This window comes from Streptomyces sp. NPDC002690 (genome assembly GCF_053592415.1).
Genome location: NZ_JBSFVR010000403.1, coordinates 1 through 6,523 on the forward strand (window position 1 = coordinate 1; position 6,523 = coordinate 6,523).

Consider the following 6,523-nt stretch of genomic DNA (forward strand, 5'->3'; position numbering starts at 1 on the left):
TGCAGGGGGGACCCTGTGGGAGAGTAGGACGCCGCCGAACAATTTTTCCGGGAGACCCCCGTGCCTTTGGGCACGGGGGTTTTCTGCGTTTACGGCAATATCTTGGACGCGGAGTGCTCGCCCTGTTCCTGTCCCTCCTCCGGCAAGCCGCCGGGAGACGGAACGAGAACAGGGCGCATCGCGTCAGAGCCGACCGGCTGCCTTCAGTGCGAGGTAGGCATCGGCCAGTGCCGGCGCCAGGCTCTCCGGCAGCGCGTCCACCACGACGGCACCGTGACGCTGGAGCTGTTCCGAGATGTGCAGGCGCTGGGCCTGGGTACGTCTGCCTGCCGCTGCCTCGTAGACGGATTCCGCGGAACCCCTGCGGTGTGTCATCTCCTCGACCCTGGGGTCGCCCACGGCCGCCACGATCACGGTGTGGCGCCTGGTGAGCTGCGGAAGGACCGTGAGCAGGCCCTCTTCAGCGGGGGCCCCGTCCAGTGTCGTCAGCAGCACGATCAGCGACCGTTTCGGAGCGGCGGCCAGAGCGGCGGTGCTCATGCCGCGGGTGTCCGTCTCGACCAGCTCGGGTTCCAGCGTCGCCATGGCGTCGACCACCTTCGCCAGCACCCCTGCGCCGGACGTGCGGACCTGAGCCCGCACCTGCCGGTCGTAGGCGAGGAGATTGACCTGGTCTCCAGCCCGCCCGGCCAGTGCGGTGAGCAGCAGAGCGGCATCCATCGCGGCGTCGAGCCGAGGCATGTCACCGACCCGGCCGGCCGAGGTGCGGCCGGTGTCGAGGACGATCAGGATGTGCCGGTCCCGTTCGGGGCGCCAGGTCCGCACGGCCACCGCGGTCTGCCGTGCCGTGGCTCGCCAGTCGATGGACCGGGTGTCGTCACCCGGCACGTACGGACGGAGACTGTCGAACTCGGTCCCCTGGCCACGGCTGAGCGTGCTCGTGCGCCCGTCGAGGTCGCGTAGACGCGCCAGACGGGAGGGCAGGTGCTTGCGGCTGGAGAAGGGTGGGAAGACCCGCACGTTCCACGGAACCCGGTGGTACCCCTGGCGCGACACCAGTCCCAGAGGGCCCGACGACCTGACAGTCACTCGATCGGGGACACGATCCCCTCGCCGCGTCGGCCGGAGCAGCACGGTGAGCAGCTTGGACTCGCCGGCCGCGACGGAGACCGGGTGCCGGGCCCCGCCGGTCTCCGCGACCGTGGCTCCACTGCTCGGGGACCAGGCGTCGCGGAGCTCGGCACGCAGACGCCGACGCGAGCTGTTGGTCACGGTGAGTTGCACCGAAGCGCTGTCACCAAGTCGAACTGATGTGTCACCAGATCGAGTGAAGCGCAGGCTTCGCACTGGCGCGGCCAGGGCGTAGTCGCACAGAATGGCTAGCGAGAGGGGGGCATTGACCGCGAGCATCCCGGCCCAGCTGGGGGCCAGGACGCCTACAGGCAGTGACCCCACAGCGGCCAGCAGCGCGGCTCTTCCGGTGAGGGGCATGGTCACCGCCTCATCGGGGGACGGGCACGAAAGCGAGGACCGAGGTGATGACGGCGTCCGGAGTGACGCCCTCCATCTCGGCTTCGGGCCGCAGTTGGATGCGATGACGGAGTGCGGGCAGGGCGAGGGCTTTCACGTCGTCGGGGATGACGTAGTCCCTGCCGGTGAGCCAGGCCCACGCACGGGCGGCGGACAGCAGCGCGGTGGCGCCGCGGGGGGAGACACCGAGAGCGAGTGAGGGGGACTCGCGGGTGGCACGGCACAGGTCGACGACATAACCGGCGACCTCCGGAGAGACCGCGGTCTGGGCGACCGCGTCACGGGCGGCCTCCAGGTCGGCCGGACCCGCGACGGGGGATATGCCCGCCGCCTTCAGGTCACGCGGGTTGAAACCCTGGGCGTGACGGGTGAGGACGTTGATCTCTTCCTCCCGGGTGGGGAGAGGAACCGTCAGCTTCAGCAGGAAGCGGTCCAGTTGGGCCTCGGGGAGGGGGTAGGTGCCCTCGTACTCCACCGGGTTCTGGGTCGCGACGACGAGGAAGGGGTCGGGAAGTGGGCGAGGTGTCCCGTCCACACTGACCTGACGCTCCTCCATGGCCTCCAGGAGGGAGGACTGAGTCTTCGGAGGCGTGCGGTTGATCTCGTCGGCGATCAGCAGATTGGTGAAGACCGGACCTGCCTGGAAGGAGAACTCGGCGGTACGGGCGTCGTAGACGAGCGATCCCGTGACGTCGCTGGGCATCAGGTCGGGGGTGAACTGAACACGTTTGGTGTCGAGTTCGAGAGAGGCGGCCAAGGCCCGGACCAGCAAGGTCTTGGCCACACCGGGGACGCCCTCAAGGAGGACGTGTCCCCGGCAGAGCAGAGCGACGACGAGTCCGGTGACGGCCGGGTCCTGACCGACCACGGCCTTGGCGATCTCGGAGCGCAGGGCTTCGAGTGATGCGCGGGCGGCGTCGGAGTTCGTAGGGGCCGCGAAGGTCCCTGATATCGCCGGGGTCGGGGCGCTCATGAGGTGCGTACCTCTCTTTCGAGGGCGTCGAGTTGGTCGGCCAGGCGTACAAGTGCGCTGTCGTCGTCCGGAGTCGGGCCGAAGAGCAGGGCGTCGAGTGCGGTGCCGGCGGGAAGCCGGGCGGAGAGTGCGGGGACGAGGACGTCCGAGGAGTGCGCTTCGCGGGGGGAGATCCCCACGAGCGGAGCGAGGCGGGTGCGTGCCGACTCGCGGAGCAGGGCGGCGGCACGGTCACGTGCGCCGGCCCTTTGGTACAGGCGGGCATGACCCTCCGTCGCTTCGGAGGCGTGGACGGCGACCGGCAGCCTCTCGGCCACCAGCGGGCCGAATCTGCGACCGCGCCAAGCGGCCGCGAGGAGCGCGGCGACGGCGAGTTGGAGCGTGCCCCACAACCAGCCGGAGGGGACCAGGTCGAAGAATCCGCCCTGGTCGTCGCCGGAGCCCCCGTCGGTCTCGTCGCCCTGCCGGGAGTCACCGTCGGCCCGCTGATTCCGGCCGGGGTCACCGGCAGCGGTGTGCCCCTGCGCGCTTTCGTCATCGGTCGGCCGGTCCCGGCCGGTCTCACCACCGTCATCCGTGTCACGACCGTTCTCCGAGGCGGAGGGGTCGGCGAGAGAAGGGAGGTACCAGGCGAGATGAGTACGGGAGCCGAGGAGTTGCAGGGCGAGCGAGGCGTTGCCCTCGTGGGCGAGGCGCCGGTTGACCAGGATGTCCGGGGAGCCGAGCAGGACGGTCTCGCCGTCGTGCCGCGGGACGACGAGGAGCGGGGTGAGGTCGTGGGCCGGGTAGCAGCCGGTGGCTCCGGGGCCCTCCGCTTCGTACGTGACCCCGCCCAGGTCGGCCGGGCCCGCCCGGCGCGCGGCCGGCAACGAACACGCGGGTTCACGTGTGGTCACCTTGACGGTGGGGCCGACGCGCACCCCCGGGGCGAGCGCGGGCACGGACGGAGATCCCGGGGCGAGCAGGACGGTGCGGCCCCCGGAGCCGGAGACGGCCTTCCACAGGCGCTCCTGCTGGTACTCGGTGAGCAGGTCCGGCCGGGTGACCAGGAGCGTGCTGTCGGGGCCGGCCGTGGAGACGGCATCGTCGAGCGTGGTGACCACGTCGACGCTGACGCCGCGTTGTCCGAGGAGCTCCGCCAGGGCTCTGCTGCCCTCCGGATCCGCCGACCGGGGGTCGAGCATCCCGTGTCGGGAGCCGGACTGCAGAGCGGCGATGGTGACACCACCGACGACCAGGACGAGCAGGGCCAGCAGGAGGCCGCGGGCCCGCTTCCAGAGCTGCGCGGGGGTCGCGGACAGGGACGTGGACCCGGACGCGGCGCCCGTGACCGCCGGGACGGAGTCAGCAGGGCTGCCCGGAGAGCCGGGGACGGTATCCGCGCCCCCGGCAGGGGAGGCGGTCTTCGTGGGACCGGTCATCCGGCGGCTCCCGTCCTGATGGCGGCACCAGCGGTCGTCGGCCGCGTCGCTTCGAGGTCGTCGTCGAGTGCGCGGACGGTCGAGTACGCGCTCTCGTCGGCCGTACGGCCGCCGTACGTGAGTGCGTCGAAGGTGTGGGCCGCCGCGCGCAGACGGGCCGCGTGGTCCGGCAGCCTGCGTCCGGCCGCCTCGGCCGCCTCGTCGGCCGTGTGGCCGGGGCGGGGGGCGAGCAGCGCGCGCTCCTCCAGGGAGCGGACGATCGCGCGGGTGCGTTCCTGGACCGCCTCGGTCCAGCGGAGAGCTTCCGCGTGCGTCTCGGCGGCGGCGCGGTGCGCGGCCGCGCCGCGCGGACCGCTCTCCCGGAAAAGGGGTTTCGCCGAGACGGCCGGCCGACGCGGTGTGCCCAGCCGCCACCAGAGGGCGGCCACCAGGCCGAAAGCCAGGAGTACCAGGACGAGGATGCCCAGCGGCCCCCCGGGCACGACGCCGGAGACCTTGTCGAAGAGCTCGCCGACCCAGTCCCGGCAGGCGTCGAAAGCCCGTCTCAGCAGGCCGGGGTCGTTTTCGTGGTACATCCCTTCGGACAGTTCCTTCTCGGCCGCCTCCCTCGCGGGAACCCGTGGCGTGTCCACGGGTATGTCCGCGAGTCTCGGCCCGGCCCACAGCTGTGGGCCTGACGTGATGGTGCCCCCCGCCCCCGTCATGCCATCAGCCTCCGTTGGACGCGTATCCGGGGAGCCCGGCCGCCCGGCCGAGTTCCAGGTCGAGAGCTTCGCGCCGGATGCGCTGGTCGATGTAGAGCAGGGAGATCACACCCGAGACGAAGGGGTACGTCAGCATCGAGATGAGCACGCCGCCGAGGCTCGACACGAGGAGGAAGGGCCAGCCGGTCGGAGTCGGATCGGAGCTGAAGAGCCCGTTGGAGACGCCGCCGTCGACGGAGAACCCGATCAGGGCGAAGGGGATACCGATGATCACGGACACGATGGCGACGCAGAGACAGGTGAGCGCCAGAATGCCGAAGATCCGCCACCAGGCTCCCCGTACCAGCTTCGACGACCGGCGCAGGGCCTGACCCACCGACTGACGTTCCAGCATCAGGGCCGGGGCAGAGAGGCAGAAGAGCGTCATCAGCCAGAGGGCCACCACGGAGGCGACGGGGAATCCGAGCACGATGAGGCCGGCACCGGCCGCGGAGCCGACGAGCAGCCCCGGAGCCAGACCCACCGCCATGATCGCCACGATCGCCACCGCGAGCAGCAGCGCCAGTCCCACCACTCTCAGGATTCGGGGGCGGGCCTCCGCCCGGACCTCGGCCAGTGTGACGGGGCGGCCGAGCACCGAGCGGCTGACCACGACGCTGAGCACCGACGCGGTGAAGAGGACGGCGGCCGTGCTGAGAACGGCGCTCGGCGCGCTCGAGACGAGCAGGGACCGCATCGCGTCGATGGACTGGCGCAGGACCTCGCTCTCGGAGGCGTTCTGGTCGATCGTGACCGGTTCGGGGAGCAGGAAACGCTCGATCAGGAGGGAGACGACCTGCACGACGACGGCGACCACCAGGCTGATTCCCAGCGCGGTGCGCCAGTGGGTGCGCATGGTCGAGACCGACCCGTCGAGTACCTCACCGACACTCAGCGGACGGAGGGGGACGACGCCCGGCTTGGGCGCCAACGGAGTGCGGCCCCAGCCTTGGTAGCCGACCCAGCCCTGGGGGGCCGGGTTGCCCCATCCCTGGTAGCCGCCGGGGTTCTGGTTGCCTCCCCGGCCCGGCGGCGGGGGCGGCGCCCCCGGCCCGGGTGCGGACGAAGCCGGGGCGGACCACTGGCCGGGCGGTGGCTGGGTGGGAGACCACTGGCCCGCCGCACCGGTCCCGCTCGCGCCGGCGGGGTTCGCGCCGGTCGGGTTCGTGTCCGCAGGGTTCGCGTCGGCAGGGTTCGCGTCGGCGGGATTCCCCTCTGCGGGCCGTGGGCCGGCAGGCGGTTCGGAGTCGACCGGTCCGGCAGGGCGGGGTACGCCCGCGCCCCGTTCGTCGGAGGGGGCGGATCCGGGCGGGGCCCAGCCCGGAGAGTCGTTCATTCTGGCTCCTTCACCGTCCTGACCGCGCATCGGGGCGGCAGGTTGGCAGCCATCGTGCCACGCGGGACACAAGTGCGTTCGAGGTGCTTCTGGTTGGCACCTTCATATGTGGCCCTCCCAGCGGGCAGACTGGGCGGATGGCTGAACAGGACGCGCAACCGCCGGTGGGCAGCGAGCCCTCCGCGCTTCCCGTGCTCCGCTGGGACGAGCCCCCCGAGGGCCCCGTCCTGGTGCTGCTCGACCAGACCCGGCTTCCCGCCGAGGAGGTCGAGCTGGTGTGCACCGACGCTCCCGCGCTGGTGCGGGCGATCCAGACGCTGGCGGTGCGCGGGGCACCGTTGCTGGGCATCGCCGGTGCGTACGGCGTGGCCCTCGCGGCGGTCCGGGGATACGACGTGGACGAAGCCGCGGAATTGCTGGCCACGGCGCGGCCCACCGCGGTGGTACGGCCCGGTGAACTCGACGACGTCGGCGAGCGGGCCGGCCGTGTCCTGCTGCACGGCGCCCCGGTCGACGTGGC

5 protein-coding genes and 1 pseudogene are annotated in these 6,523 nt (G+C 71.8%); 1 reads left to right on the plus strand and 5 read right to left on the minus strand.

All coding sequences use genetic code 11. The features are described from left to right. Positions 1 to 183 precede the first annotated feature (183 nt). The 5 genes from ACWD3D_RS31730 to ACWD3D_RS31750 are packed head-to-tail and all read right to left on the minus strand — an operon-like array spanning position 184 to position 6,003. Positions 184 to 1,491, minus strand: a complete 1,308-nt coding sequence (locus ACWD3D_RS31730) for a DUF58 domain-containing protein (RefSeq protein ID WP_451464193.1) — start codon at positions 1,489 to 1,491, stop codon at positions 184 to 186. A gap of 10 nt (positions 1,492 to 1,501) precedes the next feature. Beyond that, positions 1,502 to 2,503 (minus strand): AAA family ATPase, encoded by a 1,002-nt coding sequence (locus ACWD3D_RS31735; RefSeq protein ID WP_451464194.1) that lies wholly within the window; start codon positions 2,501 to 2,503, stop codon positions 1,502 to 1,504. Continuing rightward, positions 2,500 to 3,924, minus strand: coding sequence for a DUF4350 domain-containing protein (locus tag ACWD3D_RS31740; protein WP_451464195.1), 1,425 nt, complete (start codon positions 3,922 to 3,924; stop codon positions 2,500 to 2,502). Before ACWD3D_RS31740 ends, ACWD3D_RS31735 begins: the two co-directional genes overlap by 4 nt. Then, positions 3,921 to 4,628 carry a DUF4129 domain-containing protein gene (locus tag ACWD3D_RS31745; protein WP_451464196.1) on the minus strand — a complete coding sequence of 236 codons (708 nt, stop codon included), beginning with the start codon at positions 4,626 to 4,628 and terminating at the stop codon, positions 3,921 to 3,923. Before ACWD3D_RS31745 ends, ACWD3D_RS31740 begins: the two co-directional genes overlap by 4 nt. Before the next feature lie 4 nt (positions 4,629 to 4,632). Further along, the gene (locus ACWD3D_RS31750; RefSeq protein ID WP_451464197.1) at positions 4,633 to 6,003 is read right to left on the minus strand and encodes a glycerophosphoryl diester phosphodiesterase membrane domain-containing protein; all 1,371 of its coding nucleotides are present in this window, start codon (positions 6,001 to 6,003) and stop codon (positions 4,633 to 4,635) included. Between the two features lie 137 nt (positions 6,004 to 6,140). Here ACWD3D_RS31750 and ACWD3D_RS31755 point away from each other — a divergent pair. After that, positions 6,141 to 6,523, plus strand: a pseudogene (locus ACWD3D_RS31755) (hypothetical protein); the annotation flags it as partial.

Coding starts and splice junctions, on each gene's coding strand:
- ACWD3D_RS31730 (WP_451464193.1), bottom strand. CDS start 1,491: ATGCCCCTCACCGGAAGAGCCGCGCTGCTGGCCGCTGTGGGGTCACTG.
- ACWD3D_RS31735 (WP_451464194.1), bottom strand. CDS start 2,503: ATGAGCGCCCCGACCCCGGCGATATCAGGGACCTTCGCGGCCCCTACG.
- ACWD3D_RS31740 (WP_451464195.1), bottom strand. CDS start 3,924: ATGACCGGTCCCACGAAGACCGCCTCCCCTGCCGGGGGCGCGGATACC.
- ACWD3D_RS31745 (WP_451464196.1), bottom strand. CDS start 4,628: ATGACGGGGGCGGGGGGCACCATCACGTCAGGCCCACAGCTGTGGGCC.
- ACWD3D_RS31750 (WP_451464197.1), bottom strand. CDS start 6,003: ATGAACGACTCTCCGGGCTGGGCCCCGCCCGGATCCGCCCCCTCCGAC.